Source organism: Acinetobacter lwoffii (assembly GCF_024129595.1).
GTDB classification, from domain to species: domain Bacteria; phylum Pseudomonadota; class Gammaproteobacteria; order Pseudomonadales; family Moraxellaceae; genus Acinetobacter; species Acinetobacter lwoffii_O.
In genome coordinates, this window is the sequence record NZ_JAMXXS010000008.1 from 47233 (window position 1) to 65718 (window position 18486).

An 18486-nucleotide genomic window follows, 5' to 3' on the forward strand; every position below is an offset into this window, starting at 1 on the left:
GAAAATGTGTACAAATTTTCTATCCTCTACAATAACGAAAATTCTCTACTTTAAGCAAATTATCATACTTTTCTGGCTTTGACTGTGAATTTTGCAATGGTACTATCTTAGCCATAATTTTAAATCTGTAATGTTAAATCATGGCGAAAATTGAGTTACCTGACCATATTTTAAATGCCCTTTCGACTGTTCTGCAGCAACTTCAGCAAAGTCTGCCCGAACTAAAACAAATTCCTGATTTTTCTGCTCATGCCTATAAATGGCAACATGGTGAACTCAAACCTATTCATCAGCTTAGACAGATGGAACTGGCCGATTTAAAAGGGATTGAGCGACAAAAAGAAAAAGTCATCCAGAACACGTTGCAGTTTTTAAACGGCTTACCTGCCAATGATGTCTTACTGACCGGTTCACGCGGTACGGGTAAATCCTCCATTGTTCGTGCCCTACTCACCGAGTATGCAGATCAAGGGTTACGATTAATTGAAATCGAACGGGATGATTTATCCGATCTGCCTCAAATTCAGCAACTCATTGCAGAGCGTCCAGAGAAGTTCATTGTCTACTGTGATGATCTGGCCTTTAATGCCGAAGATGAAAATTATCGCAGTTTAAAGAGTGTTCTGGATGGTTCTTTACAGTCCGGTTCCAGCAATTTTGTGATTTATGCGACCAGTAACCGTCGTCATTTATTACCCGAATTCATGCATGAAAATACGCCCGTTACCCGAGTTGATGTGCCGCAATATACTGAATTACATCCTCAGGAAGCGATTGAAGAAAAAATTTCACTGTCTGACCGCTTTGGTTTATGGCTGTCTTTCTATCCAATGGATCAGAACCTGTATTTGGAAATTGTCGAACATTACCTCAAAAAGGCAGGCATGGAACTCACGCCAGAAACCCGTGCTGAAGCCCTACGCTGGTGTCAGGCACGCGGTCAACGTTCAGGACGTGCTGCCTATCAGTTTTCCAAGCACTGGATTGGTTCAACCCAACTAAATGCCTCTTAACAACTTAAAAGCGACCGGCTCAGGTCGCTTTTTTCATATAAATCATTTATATAATGATGATATTCAAAAGAAAATTAAAATTATGGATGTCGGCGCAGTTCTCATTCAACTTAAGCCCTTACACATGCAGCAAGTTCATGACTGGCAGCGTACTTTGAAAGCACGTCAAGACGAAGTAATTGAAACGCTTAAGGCTGAACAGGTTCATGTCGAGTCCTGGTTTTATCTGCAACTTCATGGTCAGGACTATTTGATTGCATATATGCGCGCCGACAATATTCAAAAAGCGCAAAATATTGCAAAACTCAGTACTTTCCCAATTGACCAAGTGCATAAACAGTTTAAAACTTCATGGCAAGCGGTTTATCCCGCCGAATTGTTATTGGATGCTACAGTTACCTGATTTATTAGCACGGCTATTCAAAATAGTTTTGTAATAAAGACTTCTCCCCAATCAATAATAAAAAAAGCCCTGGAAATACAGGGCTTTTTTGACATCTCGAATTATTGTTTATCCCCGATAATGGTAGACCACAGCAGGTCATCAATTTCACTGCCATTGAAATAAACAGTAACCTTCAATGATTCAGGCTGGTTCTGTTTGACTTCAATCACCTGATCATAACTGTCATCAATTCTAAGCACACCCTCTTTTGGTAAATGCTTATAGTTATTTAATACGGTTTCATCCATTTTAAATGGTGTCGTGGTATTAAAATCAAAACTGTAACGATAATCTGCCAGATCAGGCTGACCGATAATCGTACCACGACTGGTTAAGGTACGAATCCCATTACTGCCACTGCCATAATCATCGACCAAGCTGTAATTATAATTACGCACCTGCAGATATTCTTTGCTCTTTGTATCAAACGCGATTCCAGAAGTACCTGCCTGACCGGTCTCGGCGATACGCTGGAATTCCAACTGATCGATTTGATAAGATTCGGATTGCCCCATGTTATTTTTGGTTTTACGATGCACAATTGTGCCAGAAATCAGGTAGTCGTCCTTGAGATTAAAATCTACATTTGAACCATAACGGACATTGCTAAAGCTTAAAGTCGTCGTGTCACCATTCACCGTCTGAGTAATGTTTGAGCCTTTACGGTAAGTTTTATCCAGAATAATACAGTTATCTTTATCTGTTTTTAATTTCAGGGTTTTGACCGAACCAATGGTATTGACTTCCGAACAGATCAGATTTGGATATTTAATACTATTGATGCCCAAATTATAAATTTTGATAATACGTGCAGTACGCCCATAAGGATAATCTGCGAATACTTCTCCAATCATGTGACCTAGAGCAACATTATAGTCGGTATCATTACTGGTATTTCCGGAAATTTTATCGCGAATTTTCTTTACAATATCCTGATCTTCAAACGGGACAAACTCCTCTGAAAGCTCAGGGGAAATACTTTCCTTAGGAACATTTGGAGGTGTAGTGACAGTAGGACTGTCTGAGCTACTTCCCCCCACCACCGCCACAGGCACTCATTAAACCCGAAACAAGAGCAAGTCCAAAGATAGAAATCTGCTTTTTCATAAAATTTATTCCCTAAAATTTCTTTGCATTTTTATTTGGTGATCACTAAAGATTGGCCTTCTCGAAACTGAACAGCTCAAATGCTATTTCTGCCGGTAATGTTTTTTCTTGGCAGCCAGCTTTATCCTTCGATAGCGCTTTATCTTTAAACAAAGAATTTTTTGGTTCTGTAATTTTAATGTATATTTCAAACAACAATTATCATAAGAAATGAATTGCTTATTTGAATCTTGTTCCTTACCAGAGTCACTTTTCAACACACTTAAAGCGCATTTAATTAGATCGATTAACTTTGCAACAAAGCTTATAAAATTTGTAATGGTTAAGTTAAAGACGGATTGAATTTTCTTTTTATGGAGAATCATGCTCAACTTTCATACATGGCTATGAAAGAAAATATTAAAAGATAGGATGACTTTAGAGCATATAAAATGATCATTTTTATGATATGAAATACTTAATTATTTACAGAAGATTTAAAGCGTCGATTATTTTAGATTGGTCACGGATTCACTGAATTTTTTCCGACGCTTATATTCAAACATGTTCTGATCCGCTTGTGCGAGCGCTGCAAATAAACCCTGACTCGGATGACGCATCGCCATACCAATCGCTGCGCCAATGTTTGCTGCTGCAAAGGCATTAATTAAACGACCCACTAAACTTTCAGCACCTGTTTCATCATTTTCTACGCTAAGAATCACAAACTCATCGCCACCTAAACGGGCAACAATATCATTGATTCGTACGTTATCTCGCAATACTTGAGCCGCGTTTTGAATCAGCTTGTCACCTTCATCATGACCCAAACTATCATTCACCTTTTTTAGGTCATTCAGGTCAATAAATAATACAGCGGCGGGATGACCATATTGCTTACAACGCTCTTCTTCTGCTCGCAGCAGTTTTTCCCAGGCACGGCGATTATAGAGCCCGGTCAATTCATCTTTACTGGCTTCTTCCTGCAATAATTCATGCTGTCTTATCTGCTCACTCTGACGTAATTCTGCCTGCAAGATCGAACTGAGCAATTGTCCCAACAACTCGACCAGTTGCATATCTTGCACAATAGCTTCCGATTTGGTTTCTGGATCAATCGCACAGAGCGTTCCAAACAAACTACCATCTTCTTTAAGGAGTGGCTGACCAATATAAGATTTTATACAGACCTGCTGATTAATCGGCGCTGTGGCATATAAAGGAATTTCTTCAGAGCGAGGTGCAATTCTCGGGGCCTTACCTGCGACCATATGAGAACAAAAAGAATCAGCCCACTGAAACACTTGGCCGGGTCGTATATCATAACCATGGTCTTCACTTTGCAGCACAATCCAGTCTTGGCCTTCTACCCGGGTAATCATCCATAAATCAAAGCCAAAATGCTGATGCAGAAACTTTAATACTGCCTCTCCAGCATCCTGAAAACTTTTGAAATTTATATTTTCCATCCGAGATTGCCTCTGCTACAAACCTGTAAAAATATGCATGATATAAACTTAAGCTATTAAACTATTTTTCCGGTTTCAATAGAATATACAAGCTCTAAATACAGCTATAAAACTATATATTTACAACATACCGTTGCTATAAGTTTTCATTTAAAAATTCACAATAAAAAAGAGGCCTAAGCCTCTTTTCTTCAAGCCTGAAACCTATGCCTCTGTCGGATTAGTCAGTTCCGTCATTGGCCAACGTGGAGTTGTCGTCACAGCCAAGCCATCATGCTGTCCTGCTTTGAGACGCTGATAGCCCGCAAAAGCAATCATGGCACCATTGTCTGTACAGAGTGCAGGTTCAGCATAATAAACAGATGCACGAATCTTGGCTAAATCTGCTTCTAAACGCTCACGTAAACGCTTGTTGGCACTAACACCGCCCGCAATCACCAGGCGTTTAAGCTCCGTTTGCTTCAGTGCTTTCACCGACTTTTTCACCAGAGTATCGACAATGGCTTCCTGAAAACTGGCAGCGATATCGGCATCGCGGTTTTCATCACCAAGTTTTTTCATCTGTACAGAAACAGCTGTTTTTAAACCACTGAATGAAAATTCTAGGCCTTGATGCAGCATTGGACGCGGGAATGCAAAGGCATTCGGGTCACCCTGCTCCGCCAGTTTGGAGATATTTGGACCACCTGGATACGGCAGACCCATCATCTTCGCGACTTTATCAAAGGCTTCGCCTGCCGCATCATCAATAGATTCACCCAAGAGTTCATACTGGCCAATGCCATAAGCTGCCATAAGTTGTGAATGCCCACCTGATACCAACAATGCAACAAATGGAAACTCAGGTGGAGTTTCTGACAACAAAGGTGCCAGCATATGACCTTCCATATGATGCACACCAATTGCGGGTTTATTCAATGCAAAGGCCAAAGTACGACCAAACAATGCACCTGTCATGAGTGCACCCATCAGACCCGGTCCGCGCGTATAAGCCACTGCATCAATCTCTGATTTTTTCACGCCGCTCTGTTCCAGCAGCTCATTGATGAGTGGAATCAGTTTACGCACATGATCACGTGACGCCAGCTCTGGAACTACACCGCCATATTCTGCATGCAGTTTAATCTGGCTATAAAGCACCTGTCCGCGCAAACCCAACTCGCTGTCATACAGCGCAAGTCCTGTTTCATCACACGACGTTTCCAAGCCTAAAACGATCATTAAACTGCCTATAACCTGTATCAATTCTATTGCAGCAACTATTATAGACTTGTGGTATGAGATGTAAATGAGTAAAATACTGACCTTCACTTGTGATTGAGGGCAATTCAGCCCGAGATCTTACCCTAACTGATATGAGGATTCTTCATGCCACAAGTTAAATTGAAAGAAGGCGAGCCAGTAGACGTAGCTATCCGCCGTTTCAAACGTTCATGCGAAAAAGCGGGTGTTCTTGCTGACGTACGTAAGCGTGAATTCTACGAGAAACCAACTCAAGAACGTAAGCGCAAAAAAGCTGCTGCTGTTAAACGTTACCAAAAGAAATTGGCGCGTGAATCAGTACGTACGACTCGCCTTTACTAAGATTAATTTGTGATTGATTGCCTGGAATAAATAATGACGACTTTAAAAGACCAAATCACGGATGTTTTGAAAGCAACAATGCGTGCCAAAGAAATGTCCAAGCTGACGGTCATTCGCAGTCTACAGGCAGCAATTAAGCAAATCGAAGTCGATGAGCGCAAAGAACTTGACGACGCTCAGGTTCTTGCGGTCATTGAAAAACAAATTAAACAACGTAAAGAATCGGTTAAAGCCTTTGCAGGCGCTGGCCGAGATGATTTAGCTAGTAAGGAACAAGCCGAAATTGAGATTTTGTCTCAGTTTCTACCAGAAGCTATGACTGAGGAAGAACTTGATTCCATGATTGCGCAAGCTATTGCAGCGCAACAAGCTACTAGCATGAAAGATATGGGTAAGGTGATGAATTCTCTGCGTCCGCTCATAGCCGGGCGCGCCGATCCTGCACAAGTTTCCGCCAAAATCAAAGCGCAACTTGCTTAATCCCTACTTTCTAGCATCTTGTCTTTAACGTTGAACTGCCTTTAATCATCAAAGACAGTTCTTGACGTATTCTTATTACAAATTACAATCGACCTGATAACGCTTAAGTAATTGCATCTCTTTAGACGATTTCACTTCTACAATTACATCCTGTTTACTCATATTTTGAAACTGACGATCCAGATAAGCACGATTCTGGTCAGCGGCCTGATATAAACGATCAACATAGCGTCCTACAATTCCACAAAATTTTGCATTCTGCTCAGGACTAAATCCCTGTTGCTGCGGATTTAACCCACTTAAAAATTGACGCGATTCCTTTTTATAATCTGCATTAATTCGCTCTATTGCTTCTATATATTCAACTGCACTCGCAGCAAAAATCCCATAACTCCACCCCAGTAGACACATACCCAATAGTATTTTTTTCATATTATGCTTCAGTTTGATTCACGCTGATCTTTCAAAAAGATTGTAGCCTGATTGAATATATTCTTGCTATATCATCCTGATACAAAAACTTAAAACCCAGTGCAACCTTAAATCTTGTATTGATGTGCCTGCTGCATCTGTTTCAGACGCTGGCGAATGGTGGACGATAAAGATTGATTGTTTTTCACGCTACGCTGGGCATGTAATAAGGATTTGATCGCGGTTTCTTCATATCCCGACCAATATTCTACTTCTGCACGATAGCGCAGTACATTAGCAGCCTTGATCGGCGAATCTGGCTCTGCATTGGCAGCCACTTGCATCAGTCGCCAGCCACTCACATCACGTGAATTGGCATTTAAAAATCGCTGCACTAAAACTTTTGCTTTATCGGGTTGCTTGGCACGAATCAACACTTCTGCATATTTATAATTGAGCGCTCGATTCTCTGGCATGATCCGCGCTGCTGACGCTACACTTTTCAAAGCTGCATCAAGCTGGTTCTGGGCTAAATAAATATCAGTCTGGAATAAAACCTGTAAAGGATGCTTCTGGTTATGCTTTTTTGCTCGATCTAAAGTAGCCTGCGCGGCCTGAAAATCACTTTGCTGTATTTGATAGGCAGTTAAGGCAAGCTGGCCTGCAAAATTATTTTGCCGGTCCATCAGGATAAGCTGCTCTGCATTGGTCTGACCAGACAACACCCTGCTATACCACTTGATAATTTCAAAGTCTTGATCATTGAGATTACGTTTCACCGCAGGAAGCTGGTTGGCACGTAAACGCGCTTCACTCATACGCTCGGTGGTCAGCGGATGAGTAAACCAGAAATCCGGCAGAAAGCTTAATCGGCTGGTCGAGCGATGCATGACCTCAAAGAAATCTGCCATACTATGCGGGTTATAGCCGGAACGATACATATATTGCATACCAATCCGGTCTGCCTCACGTTCCTGATTACGACTATAAGTGAGCTGTTTATCCAGAAGTGCTGCCTGTGAACCCATCATGACCGCTGTGCCGACATCGCCATCTGCCTGAGAAGCGACCAAAGCACCGACGAGAATTCCGGCTAGCGCCAGTAAACCTTGCCCTTTAAATGCATCCTGAGAGCGACTGTAATGACGTTGTGTGACATGTGCAATTTCATGCGCCATCACTCCTGCCACTTCATCCATGTTTCGGGCTGAATTAATCAGACCAGCATTAAGTGCAAAAAGACCACCTGGTACAGCAAAGGCATTAATTTGCGGGTCATTAATAACCAGCAAACCGATCGGCTGTTGCAATTGAGTCTGACTCAGGATATGAGAAAATACTGAAAGCAGCTGATCTTCAAGCCATGGATTTTGCAGGACCGGCATTTGTTTATGCACTTCACGATAGACTTTTTCACCGATCATTTTTTCTTTTTGTTGATCGAGTAAGCCGACGCCTGTACCAATATCAGGCACAGAAAATTGTACATTTACTTGATTAAAATCATGGTTAGAGCTGTGCCCTGCCACCATACACAGACTTAAGCCACACGCCAGCGCCAATCGTTTCAATGAAAAATCTCTAATCCTGCCAATCTAATCTGTCTTGAATATAGCATTGAACAATGAGCAGAGACGCAAGAAAATGTTATTTTTTAATACCATTTAAACGACGAATCAGATGCGTTTTAAAATTCCGGATTGACCACATAACGGGGTACTCGTCCTTCCAAGGCATCAACAAGATTCTGATAAGCCAGTTCTGCCATTTTTTTACGGGTGGCTGCAGTGGCCGAACCCACATGTGGCAATGTAACCACATTATCCAACTGGAATAATTCCGATTCCTTTAACGGCTCTTTCTGATACACATCCAGACCGGCAGCAAAAACCTGCTTGGCTTTTAAAGCTGAAGTTAATGCCTGTTCATCAATGACCGAGCCACGTGAAATATTGACCAATACTGCATGGGATTGCATTTTAGCCAATTCCGCTGTCGCAATCAGCGCCTTAGAATCCGCATTCAAATCTACTGCAACGACCACAAAGTCAGAACGCTGTAACAGTTCCTCAAGCTGGCAATATTTCGCATTCAACCCTTGAGCAAGTTCTGGTTTTTCCCGACGATTATGATACAGAATATTCATATTAAAACCGTAACAACCACGACGTGCGATTGCAGCTCCAATATGACCGAGACCAATAATTCCGAGGGTTTTTCCAAAAATATCCATACCAAATTGTGCTTCGCCCACGGTACGCTGCCATTGTCCCTGCTTGGTCCATTGATCCAGGTAAGCCACTTTGCGTGCTGCTGACATCAGTAAAGTGAAAGCCAGGTCAGCAGTGGTTTCAGTCAGTACATGCGGCGTATGACTGAGATAAATTTTCTTTTCATTTAAATAATCCAGTTCATAGTTGTCATAACCGACACTGACACTGGAGATAATTTTTAACCGGGTGGCACTGGCCAGACTATCGCGATTCAACAAGCGCCCTGCGCCAATCATGCCATCAGCATCCTGAACCTGCTGCAAAAGCTGTTGATTCACATCGCCTAGCTTCGGTTGTATATAACTAACCTGATAATTTTGTTCCAGCTTGTTTTGAATATCAGTATCAATTTGACTAAATACAACCACTTTTTGTTTCATCTATTTTTATTCCACAGCAAGATTATTCCAGACTGGCAGTCCTATTTTGCATAAACTGCCATAAACGTTTTTTTAGAATCGGCTGATCCAGCATTTCTTGTAAAGGTGCCAACTGGATCATTTTCGTATTTGATATATGCGCTACAGGCCCGAGGAAAATAATATTTTTCTCTGCACTCATTCCATCCAGAAAACCCTGAATATAGGATTCTACACCACGTCCATCCTGAACATTGGCCCAGGGAAATGGCCAGTTCAGCTCATGAAACTCTCCCGGGACTGCACGCTGGATATTGCCCCATAAATTCTGGGTATCTTCGGTCATTGCAGTTGCATCAATCAAGATACTGCAATGCGCCAGACTTAAAGCCTGCAAACTGAATGGCGGGATTTGTACGATTTCACGCTGTTCCTGAACAGGTACAATGTGAGTTGGTGCCGCAGGTGGTGTATCAACCTTAAGCGTAACAATTGGCTCTAGCGCAGGAATCGGTAGATCAGCCAACGCCTCTACTGAAGCAGGCTGAGGCAAGACGATATCGGTGTGAAATTCAGGTGCAGCCTGATCACGCCAGATCGAAACCTGATGCGGCTGACATGCGCTGTCCCTAGGAATCCAGAGATCGATTCCTAATGTTGCCAGTATGTCACGCTGATGCCCAATCATCTTTTCATCATCACCAATTTCAGGCTGAACATTTTAGCCGGATTGCCTGTGCTTTGCCGAACTTTTTCAGCTTTTCTTTTTTATCCTGATGGATTCTAGTACAAAGTTTAGCTGCATGTTAAAACCTGTATTTTTAATACACAATTAAACCATCCCTGCTGTTATAACAGATTCCGGCTAAAGCTGCGCGTTCTCATTTATTTTCTATAAAATGGTTAAACTGTTCTTCTTTAACATTTGCTGAACAACTTGCTCAGCTTCGAAACCCAAGCGCCAATACAACAGCTCCATCACGTCCAGCTCGTCCTGTGTCACGATACGGTCACTCCACAAACAGGCCTCTGCAATACCTAAAATACTGAGGCGATCACGTAATAACAGCCCCGCAATATCATTCAGGATTTCTGCTAGATCAATCGGCTCATCAGAAATTTCATTATATAAGTCCAGTTCCTGAGCGGTCAGAATCCGGTTTAAAATTCGCTCCCGAACCTCAAGCTGGTTGCCGCTATTAATCTGCTGTACATGCAGCAAGGCGTCGATCAAACGTACAATCTGTGGCTTGACCTCATCGAGTGCGGTAGGCGTATGTGCAGGAAGCAAATTAAGTTCGTATTTCACACATTCCAGTAATAATGCATCCAACAGGCCAATTTCGCCATCTTCCTGAATGATCCGTGCCAGCTTCATCAAAAACTGCCGTGCTACAGTTGTCGGCATGCCACCAATATTCTTGCAGGCTTGCTGAAAAATCGAAATATGCACCCGCCCGTCCAGATTGAGCAATGAATCTACAATGGCACGGCTGACTTCAGCCTCAGTCGGAATAAATTCACGATATTGACGAATCATTAAAATGGCGACCATCACTTCACGAGAACCGGTTGCCGTTTGTAATGCACGCTCAATCAGTTCCGGACGTGGCATCTTGAGCCGAAGTTCCGGATTCAGTGGTTTGATCGCATCTTTAATCGCAAAACTGATCGGAGACAGCCGCAATAATGGCAAAGGTTGTGGCGAGCTCCAGCTCATTGCAGTTTCAGGCACCACTTCTTCCAAAGAACGGAATAAACTAAACAAAGGCTGATTCTTGAGTTTTTTCAGGTTTTCAAGCTGTAAGTCCTGAATCAAGGCAGGATTTAATTCATAAATCCGTTGATTAATATTGGGATGAATATTCAACCAGTTTTGCGGGCTCAAGGAATTGGCAAAGCACATATGTGAAATGGATTCAGCATATTCACTATAAATCTGGGATCCAGAATGATGCACATGAATTCTGAGTAAAGTCTGAATATTGGCATCATTTTGAATCAGGCGTCGGGTCTTTCGATCATTTTTATAGGTCCGACCACCCAGTGAAATATATTTAATAAAACGGGAAATCAATACGCCCAAACTACCAATCAGCCAGATCACCGCACCGACTGCAACATAGAAAGTTTCAAACTTGTTTTCACGGGGACTACCCGCTCGATAAAAACCGGACTTGGCAATCTTACTGCCATACTGACTAAACGTGGTTAAACTGCTATACAGAATTTTCAGGCGGGTATTTTCCGCAGCTTCACCTGAGAGGATTTTATTGAATTCATGGCTGAGCAAGCCATACAGCTCGACTTTATCGAGTGTTTGTATCGCACCCCAAGTCAGGATAATTGCGGTATCCCGCGGACTAAATCCTGCCGTCAGTGCATTAACACCAACTTCATCGGGCAGCACATACACCGCCGGAACGTCAATCAGAAAAGTCTCTGCCAGTTGCTGGTTGATGTGCAGCGCAGCACTTTCTTCTGGAATACTATCCATCGGACTCAACCGACGCGCACCTAGCTGCTTCGCCAGCGAATAACCGCCATTCCGAAAAATATAGAATTCATAGATGACCGAGATCATCATAGCACATAACAGCAAAGCAATCAGATAAGGACTCAGCGCATGCCAGAAGATTGACTGGCTAGGATCAGTATAAAAAATAAAGAGACCAACAACGGTATTAATAATAAAAATAGTCAACAGAATTGCAATCAGGCAAAAACTTACAGGTAGTACTATATTTTTGTTTTTTATAAAATCGTATCCTACGTTTCGCAATGCAGAACCCTAAAATGATAATTTTCAATGGGCTCATCATAAAACAAAAAAGCGGGAAATTCCCGCTTTTTCATGATGATTTTAACTACTTAGACTTCGCGTACACCAGTCAAATCCACTGAGGCTGCATCAATATTGACATCAATATAATTGCTTTCTTTCATGGCACTGTCACTACGTTTTTGCTGTAGGTCATCCAGATATTGCGCATCAATGCCACCCGAAACATAGATGCCATCAAACACTGAACAATCAAAGTCTTTGACGTCCGGCACCTTGGTGGTTCTTACCGCATCTTTCAAATCTTCCAGATCCTGAAAAATCAGACGGTCAGCACCAATAATTTCACGGATTTCTTCCACGCTACGTTCCGATGCAATCAGCTCAGATTTCGCCGGCATATCAATACCATAAACGTTTGGATATTTCACCATCGGTGCTGCAGAAGCAAAGAATACTTTTTTCGCGCCAGAATCACGAGCCATCTGGATAATTTCATTACAGGTTGTACCACGGACAATCGAGTCATCCACCAACAGTACATTTTTACCTTTAAACTCAAGCTCAACCGGGTTCAGTTTCTGACGTACCGATTTTTTACGCAGCTGCTGACCAGGCATAATGAAGGTACGACCAATGTAACGGTTTTTCATGAAACCTTCACGAAATTTCACACCCAGCATATTGGCAAGTTCCAATGCAGAAGTACGTGAAGTATCCGGAATCGGAATCACCACATCAATATCATGCTCTTCACCCCACTCGCGCAGAATCTTTTGCGCCAGCTTCTCACCCATTTTTAAACGTGCTTTATACACCGAGATTCCATCAATGATGGCATCTGGACGGGCAAAATAAACATATTCAAAAATACAAGGACGGTATTCAGCATTCACTGCACATTGCTTGGTGAAGAAGTTACCTTCTAAATCAATAAATATCGCTTCACCAGGCAAAATATCACGCTCAACTTTAAAGCCCAGCGCAGTAATCGCAACCGACTCAGAAGCAATGATATACTCCATACCCTGTTCAGTTTCACGCGAACCGTAGATCAATGGACGAATACCATTTGGATCACGGAAGCCTACCAGACCCTGACCGGTAATCATCGCCACCACGCCATAAGCACCTTTACAACGCTCATGCACACGTATTACCGCATGGAAAATATCTTCCGACGTCGGTACCAGTTTGCCATGTTTTTGCAGTTCATGCGCAAACACGTTTAACAGGACTTCTGAATCAGAATCAGTGTTCATATGACGCAAGTCAGTTTTGAACAGGTCATCATGAATTTCTTCGGCATTGGTCAGGTTACCATTATGTGCTAAGGTAATCCCGTACGGTGAGTTCACATAAAACGGCTGTGCTTCAGCACTGCTCGATGAACCGGCTGTTGGATAACGCACATGACCAATACCGTAATTTCCTTTCAAAGCACGCATATGACGAGTATGGAATACATCACGCACCATGCCGTTGTCTTTGCGCAGGAATAAACGTCCTTCATCACATGTCACGATCCCAGCTGCATCTTGTCCACGATGTTGTAACATCGTTAATGCATCAAACAACATTTGGTTAACGGGTGATTTACCAGCTATACCAACTACTCCACACATAGCAACCTCGCAGACAAGCTAGGATTAATAAAAAGGATTATTTGTAGACTCATCTGAAGCTCCAGACTTGGACGATGTTTCAGATGATGAAGCTGAAGGTTTCGGTGCCCCTTCAGACTTGATATGTTGTAGTGCGCCATTCGCGGCTTCTTTCGACATTTGAGTCGCCCAAGGCGCATAAGGCAATAAGGCTTGAATAAACTTGGACTGTTTCCAGTGCGGTGAGCTCTCTACCCAAGGGCCGATACCCTGCATGGTAATCAGGACAATCAGCAGACCTTTCAGGCTACCAAAGACACCACCTGCCAGACGGTTGAGAGGACCCAGCTTGAGACTCTTTAAAATACGGTTCAACAGTGCAGTAACGATCCAGGTCAGAACTACAATTAGCAGGACGATAAAAGCAAAGGCCGCAATCTTTTGTACGACTGGATCTGTACTCAGAGCAACCATAGACGGCGCAAGTAGTGTTGAATATTTTGCCGCAATAATCAGGGCAAATATCCATCCCACTAAGTTCGCAAAGGCTTTAATAAATCCTTGACGCAAACCGTTGAGCCCTCCAATGAGCAAGATAATCAGTAGAAAGATATCAATGGCATTCATAGGATTTAAAGTGCGTCTACACAATCTTTGACAAGTTTAGGGCCAGTATAGATGAGGCCACTATAAATTTGTACAAGGCTGGCACCTGCCTGTTTCTTGGCAGCAGCATCTGCACCCGAAAGAATACCACCCACACCAATCAATGGGATTTGTCCTTTTAATACCGCAGCAAATGCAGCCAGACATGCGGTACTTTTCTCAAATACTGGCGCGCCAGACAAACCGCCCGCTTCCTCTGCATGCTCCAAACCCTCTACGCCTTCACGTGACAGCGTGGTATTGGTCACGATCAGGCCATCAATCTTGAACCGCAATAACTGCTTGGCAATAAAGGCAATATCGCTGTTATCCAGATCAGGCGCCACTTTGAGTACCAAAGGTACATAATGCTGGTATTCCTGAGCCAATTCAAGCTGACGGTTCTTCAATGTTTCCAGCAGTTCGGTGAGTGCATCACCACTTTGCAGGCTGCGCAGGTTTTTGGTATTGGGAGAAGAAATATTGACGGTAATATAAGAAGCATAATTATAGACTTTTTCTAAACAGATGAGGTAATCATCTACTGCTTTTTCTACCGGAGTATCAGCGTTTTTACCGATATTAATACCGAGAATGCCTTTGAATTTGGCCGCTTTGACATTTTCAACCAGCTGATCCACGCCATCATTGTTAAAGCCCATACGGTTAATAATGGCTTTGACCTGTGGCAAACGAAATAAACGCGGATGAGGATTGCCGGCTTGCGGTCTCGGGGTAATGGTACCAATTTCAATAAAACCAAAACCTTGACCGGCAAGGGCGTCAATATAGGCACCATTTTTGTCCAAACCTGCCGCAAGACCTACCGGATTGGGAAATTCGATTCCCATACAGGTCACAGGTTTCGCAGCAACATTTTGACGCATCAAGCCCATTTTATGGGATGATTTCAATAGTGATAATGTCAGCTCATGTGCACGCTCTGGTGCTAAAGAAAACAACAAAGGGCGGGCTAGAGAATACAACATATCCAGAAAAGTCTACTGCTTTTTAAGTCGGCATATTATAGGCATAGGCTGACAGAAAAACCATGCTTTGCAAATCTTTATTTTTACCGTTTATTGTATGGTCGCCGTTAATTTAATCTGTCCTGCCTCATTATTTAGTTCCATTTTCTCGATACTTAGCCCCATTTGTACCAGCTGAGTCAGGAAATTTGCCAGTACTGCATAATTTTCATGCATGACCGCCAATTGAATTTTTCCTTCCATTTGCTGAGAAGCCACCGACAATCCTTGCTGCTGTGCGACCCGCTGTACTTTTTCTGCAGCATCCAGTTGCGTGTCCCCAGCCGGTTTCATGGTTACTGCATTACTTTGCATCCAGACAATGGTATCTTTCAGCTGATTTAAGCGTTTTTGCTGGGTGTCTGCCGCCTGATGCATATACCAGAGTGCAGAACCGACTGCCGCCACAATTACAAAAACAGTGGTAAAAATCACCAATACCCGTTCACGTACCGACAGGCTGTCCAGATAATCACTCAGTTTTTCAAAAGACTGATCCATACGATTTTGTAGCGCTTCAATGCCTTTCATTATTGAATCCTCACCAGTCCGATCGCAGCTGTTCCGCTGGCCTGAATATTCCCCAGCTCCACCTTAAAGCCTTGCTGGCTTAATTGTGTGGTCAGTGCATTTAACGTTTCTGATGAATTGGCCTTAAGCTCCATACTTAACACAGAAGCATCATAATTCACCCGTTGTGCCACAATCTGATTTTGCATCAAGACTGGCCCCACCCGACTAATCAGCTGCAATGCATGCGTATCTGCAATCTGGCTTTGACGCAACTGCCCTTCAAACTGACTTTTGATATTCTGCTCAGTGACCGGATAATTTTGTCCAAACCAGTATTTAAACTGGTCGATGGCTTGCGCGGCGGTCTGATTCGCCACTTTCTTATATTGATACCAGCGCACAGCATCATAACTAAACTGCAATACTAAAATACCCAGAAAAACCGCCGCGCAGGCTTTCCAGTAGCCGGAAATAGCGCCATTGGATTTTGCTTTAGGCAAGACATTAAACGGATGCTGTTTCGGTTTTTTCAGTACAGGAATTCCATATTGGAAAGACTCCAGTTGCTCCTGAGTGACCAGTGCTTCAAGACTACGCAACTGCTCCTGATTCAGATTGCTCACCTTATAGCTGAGATCCTTGGGCTGATAATCCAGATAAAGGCTTAGATCATCCAGCGACTGGCCGATATATTCCGACTCGCGCACCAGCAAACGTCCACCGATTTGCGCAATCACACGCTGATTGGCATCAGGAACCGGCAGTACCAAAAAGTCCGGTAACAAAGCTGCCAGCTTGACTGGGATCAGGCTTAAAGCATGTTGCAAGGTCTCAAGCGTAGAATTCGCAATCCCCATAATGCTGATCTGATCCGGCTGCTGAAAATGATGCAGCACTTTCATGGCATCTACCGGCAGCACCACGTATTCTTCGAGCAAATATTTGATGCCATCATTGCCCATTTTCTTATATTGGCTCTTGGGCAAGGTCTGCTGCAAAATTTGCACATGACGGCTCGGGAAAAATACTACCGCCTCTTCGCCATGATGAGCCTGTATATCCTGAATCAGCTGCTCAAGTGTGTCCGCAGTGTTCCAGAATTCCCCAGTTGACCATTGCCAAACCCCATTGGCTTCTGGCATCCATAAATACAACATCAATTGTGTTCTGCCATTTTAATTAATTTTTTATAGTGTAGGAATAAAACTTTTAATCTGTGTGGATAAGCCCGGGGCAATCACCGCCTGATCATAAATACGTGCTTCTGCCAATGCATAGGGATGAAAAGATTCAGCCAGCAGAATGGAAGACATATGTGCCACCACATTCATATGACACACCACTGCAATCGACTCATAAGGCAGTTGCGACAACCATTCTACTGCGACTTTGGCATCATCATCCGGTTTGATCGTATTACAGATCACCACCGGCACATCTTTAAAATACTGCTGCAAATGTGCCAGAGTTTCCTGCGCTCGCAATAACGGACTGACCACAAAGACTTCAGGCTTAATCAGATCCTTTAAGAACTGTGCAGTTTGCTCAGCCTGTTGATGACCACACTCCGTTAAAGGTCGCTTGGTGTCATTACCATTGACCGGTGGCGCGGCCTCGCCATGTCGAACTAAAGTCAGTTGCATTTGATTTCCTTATATTCTTTTGCCTGCATGATAAGCAGCGAATATGACAATTCGCAGACAGTCCCTGTGTTATAGATCAGACTTGATGATGTGGCAAGACAAATTCAACATCACTGCGATGACCGTTTTTCATCAATGACAATGCAATATTGAGTGGCGGCGCACCTTCAAAAATCACATCATACAAGGCCGAGGTAATCGGCATATACACATCGAGCTCTTCCGAACGTGCCTTGACCTGTACAATGGTATTAATCCCTTCTGCCGTTTGCCCCAACTCAGTCGTTGCCTGCTCCAAGGTTTTACCTTTACCAAGCGCATAACCCACCTGATAATTACGGCTAAGAGGGCTGCTACAGGTAGCGAACAAATCACCCACACCTGAAAGCCCAAGGAAAGTCAGCGGATTAGCACCGAGTTTTACTGCAAAACGGCTCATTTCGGCCAAAGCACGGGTCAGGATCATACTCTTGGTATTTTCACCCACGTTATACGCAGCAGCCATGCCCATCGCGACAGCATAGATATTTTTTAATGCGCCCCCGAGCTCTACGCCATGCACATCATCACTAGCAAATACGCGGAACAAGGCACTATGTAGGGCTTGTTGTACGGCATAACGCACCAGCTCGGACTGGCTGGCAATCACGGTTCCTGCCGGCTGTCCTGCCACAATTTCCTTGGCCAGATTCGGTCCTGATAACACACCATAAGGCACTTCAGGCAACACTTCACGAATAATATCGCTCATGAAACTAAAGGTTTTGGCTTCAATACCCTTGGTCAGCGAGATCACGGCTTGCGATGTAATAAAAGGTTTGATTTGCTGCAAAACATCCCGGAAAGAATGGCTCGGAATTGCGACTAAAATAATATCGCGATCACGCACAGCCTGTTCCAGATCTGACACCGCCAGCAGATTTTCTTCTAACTTAAAATCTGGCAAATAGCGTTTATTGATATGGGTCGCATTAATATCTGCCGCAACTGCTTCGTCACGAATCCAGATCATGGTATTGCAACCATTACGCACTGCAGTATTGGCCATTGCAGTACCGAAGCTGCCCCCACCCAACACCGTGACTCTTAAAGCTGTCTTATAATCAACTGCAACCGGTTCTACCAGTTTTGAGAAATTTAATTCTGACATC

The 18486-nt window shown here is 43.3% G+C and carries 18 protein-coding genes and 1 pseudogene; 4 read left to right on the forward strand and 15 right to left on the reverse strand.

Going from position 1 to position 18486, the window contains the following annotated elements; all coding sequences use genetic code 11:
• Positions 1-140 precede the first annotated feature (140 nt).
• Together NI466_RS06055 and NI466_RS06060 are read left to right on the forward strand one after the other, a co-directional pair.
• Complete coding sequence (locus NI466_RS06055; protein WP_004280026.1) at positions 141-1013, forward strand: ATP-binding protein; 873 nt, start codon at positions 141-143, stop codon at positions 1011-1013.
• On the forward strand, positions 1003-1416 hold the full coding sequence (locus NI466_RS06060) for a DUF6176 family protein (RefSeq protein WP_005251455.1): 414 nt from the start codon (positions 1003-1005) through the stop codon (positions 1414-1416). Before NI466_RS06055 ends, NI466_RS06060 begins: the two co-directional genes overlap by 11 nt.
• A 101-nt stretch (positions 1417-1517) precedes the next feature.
• On the opposite strand, the pseudogene NI466_RS06065 reads toward NI466_RS06060, so the two are convergent.
• The 3 genes and pseudogenes from NI466_RS06065 to tsaD form a co-directional block, all read right to left on the reverse strand.
• Positions 1518-2565, reverse strand: a pseudogene (locus NI466_RS06065) (hypothetical protein).
• A 488-nt stretch (positions 2566-3053) separates the two neighbouring features.
• Positions 3054-4013 carry a sensor domain-containing diguanylate cyclase gene (locus NI466_RS06070; RefSeq protein ID WP_253173069.1) on the reverse strand — a complete coding sequence of 320 codons (960 nt, stop codon included), beginning with the start codon at positions 4011-4013 and terminating at the stop codon, positions 3054-3056.
• 204 nt (positions 4014-4217) lie between these two features.
• On the reverse strand, positions 4218-5234 hold the full coding sequence (gene tsaD / locus NI466_RS06075; protein ID WP_253173070.1) for a tRNA (adenosine(37)-N6)-threonylcarbamoyltransferase complex transferase subunit TsaD: 1017 nt from the start codon (positions 5232-5234) through the stop codon (positions 4218-4220).
• Between the two features lie 147 nt (positions 5235-5381).
• Between tsaD and rpsU the strand changes: the two genes are divergently transcribed.
• Entirely contained in the window at positions 5382-5597 is a 216-nt protein-coding gene (gene rpsU / locus NI466_RS06080) for a 30S ribosomal protein S21 (RefSeq protein WP_001136722.1), read from the forward strand.
• A gap of 33 nt (positions 5598-5630) precedes the next feature.
• Positions 5631-6077, forward strand: coding sequence for a GatB/YqeY domain-containing protein (locus tag NI466_RS06085; protein WP_004280076.1), 447 nt, complete (start codon positions 5631-5633; stop codon positions 6075-6077).
• A gap of 75 nt (positions 6078-6152) precedes the next feature.
• On the opposite strand, the gene NI466_RS06090 is transcribed toward NI466_RS06085, so the two are convergent.
• The 12 genes from NI466_RS06090 to NI466_RS06145 all read right to left on the reverse strand — a co-directional run bounded on the left by NI466_RS06090 (position 6153) and on the right by NI466_RS06145 (position 18485).
• A complete protein-coding gene (locus NI466_RS06090; RefSeq protein WP_224216354.1) occupies positions 6153-6509 on the reverse strand; it encodes a hypothetical protein in 357 nt (118 codons plus the stop codon).
• A 107-nt stretch (positions 6510-6616) separates the two neighbouring features.
• Complete coding sequence (locus NI466_RS06095; protein ID WP_253173072.1) at positions 6617-8059, reverse strand: M48 family metalloprotease; 1443 nt, start codon at positions 8057-8059, stop codon at positions 6617-6619.
• A gap of 116 nt (positions 8060-8175) precedes the next feature.
• On the reverse strand, positions 8176-9141 hold the full coding sequence (locus NI466_RS06100; protein WP_253173073.1) for a 2-hydroxyacid dehydrogenase: 966 nt from the start codon (positions 9139-9141) through the stop codon (positions 8176-8178).
• Positions 9142-9163: 22 nt separating this feature from the next.
• Positions 9164-9808, reverse strand: a complete 645-nt coding sequence (locus tag NI466_RS06105; RefSeq protein ID WP_253173075.1) for a hypothetical protein — start codon at positions 9806-9808, stop codon at positions 9164-9166.
• Between the two features lie 204 nt (positions 9809-10012).
• Positions 10013-11902 (reverse strand): M48 family metalloprotease, encoded by a 1890-nt coding sequence (locus NI466_RS06110; RefSeq protein WP_253173077.1) that lies wholly within the window; start codon positions 11900-11902, stop codon positions 10013-10015.
• A gap of 89 nt (positions 11903-11991) precedes the next feature.
• On the reverse strand, positions 11992-13527 hold the full coding sequence (purF, locus tag NI466_RS06115; protein WP_253173078.1) for an amidophosphoribosyltransferase: 1536 nt from the start codon (positions 13525-13527) through the stop codon (positions 11992-11994).
• Between the two features lie 24 nt (positions 13528-13551).
• Positions 13552-14133: a CvpA family protein gene (locus NI466_RS06120; RefSeq protein ID WP_253173080.1), complete on the reverse strand. Its 582-nt coding sequence runs from the start codon at positions 14131-14133 to the stop codon at positions 13552-13554.
• A gap of 5 nt (positions 14134-14138) precedes the next feature.
• Positions 14139-15140 (reverse strand): quinone-dependent dihydroorotate dehydrogenase, encoded by a 1002-nt coding sequence (locus NI466_RS06125; RefSeq protein WP_253173082.1) that lies wholly within the window; start codon positions 15138-15140, stop codon positions 14139-14141.
• A gap of 90 nt (positions 15141-15230) precedes the next feature.
• Positions 15231-15710 (reverse strand): type II secretion system protein M, encoded by a 480-nt coding sequence (locus NI466_RS06130; protein WP_253173084.1) that lies wholly within the window; start codon positions 15708-15710, stop codon positions 15231-15233.
• Positions 15710-16849 (reverse strand): type II secretion system protein GspL, encoded by a 1140-nt coding sequence (gene gspL / locus NI466_RS06135; protein ID WP_180086739.1) that lies wholly within the window; start codon positions 16847-16849, stop codon positions 15710-15712. The genes NI466_RS06130 and gspL overlap by 1 nt, the downstream gene beginning before the upstream one ends.
• A gap of 30 nt (positions 16850-16879) precedes the next feature.
• Entirely contained in the window at positions 16880-17335 is a 456-nt protein-coding gene (locus NI466_RS06140; protein WP_253159004.1) for a phosphoglycerate mutase family protein, read from the reverse strand.
• A gap of 76 nt (positions 17336-17411) precedes the next feature.
• Positions 17412-18485 (reverse strand): NAD(P)H-dependent glycerol-3-phosphate dehydrogenase, encoded by a 1074-nt coding sequence (locus tag NI466_RS06145; protein ID WP_253173086.1) that lies wholly within the window; start codon positions 18483-18485, stop codon positions 17412-17414.
• Between the last annotated feature and the right edge of the window lies 1 nt (position 18486).